This is a genomic window from Methanolobus halotolerans, assembly GCF_004745425.1.
Classification (GTDB): Archaea; Halobacteriota; Methanosarcinia; order Methanosarcinales; family Methanosarcinaceae; genus Methanolobus; species Methanolobus halotolerans.
On record NZ_PGGK01000034.1, the window covers coordinates 1 to 493 of the forward strand.

General features: G+C 41.2%; 1 protein-coding gene and 1 pseudogene. Both read left to right on the forward strand.

Annotated elements, in window-relative coordinates:
- Positions 1–297: transposase (locus tag CUN85_RS12850; protein WP_135390699.1), on the forward strand; the 297-nt coding region annotated here is incomplete at its 5' end.
- Positions 298–299: 2 nt separating this feature from the next.
- A pseudogene (locus CUN85_RS13125) lies at positions 300–493 on the forward strand (transposase); the annotation flags it as partial.

The following is a 493-nucleotide window of genomic DNA, read 5'->3' on the forward strand; positions in this document are numbered from 1 at the left end:
GGTAGAAAGAGAGCTGATGACCGTAAGGTCATCAATGGTATTCTCTTTGTCCTAGCTACAGGTTGCAGATGGAGAGACCTGCCTGAACGTTATGGTTCTGGTGTTACAGCATGGAGAAGGCTGAAAAGATGGTCAGAAGAAGGAATATGGGAACAGATCATGGAATCCCTCCGGGATTGCGCTTACAATGATTCTAAGTTCTCAATGGAAACTGTGTGTGTTGATAGCAGTTTTGTAGAAACAAAAAAAGGGGAGAAGATTCCGCTTACAACGGCCACAAGAGAAAGAAAGGTATAAAGATCCACGCCTGTGTAAGTTGTGAAGGCTTTCCTCTAACCATTCAAATATTTTGTGGAAAAGATTATGATAATCACCATTTCCTCGAAATAATGGAAGATATAAAGGTTCAGACTTATGGAAGACCAAGAACAAGACCATTAGAGGTACTGGCAGATCCGGCTTATGATGATGTGAAGATAAGGCAATATCTAAG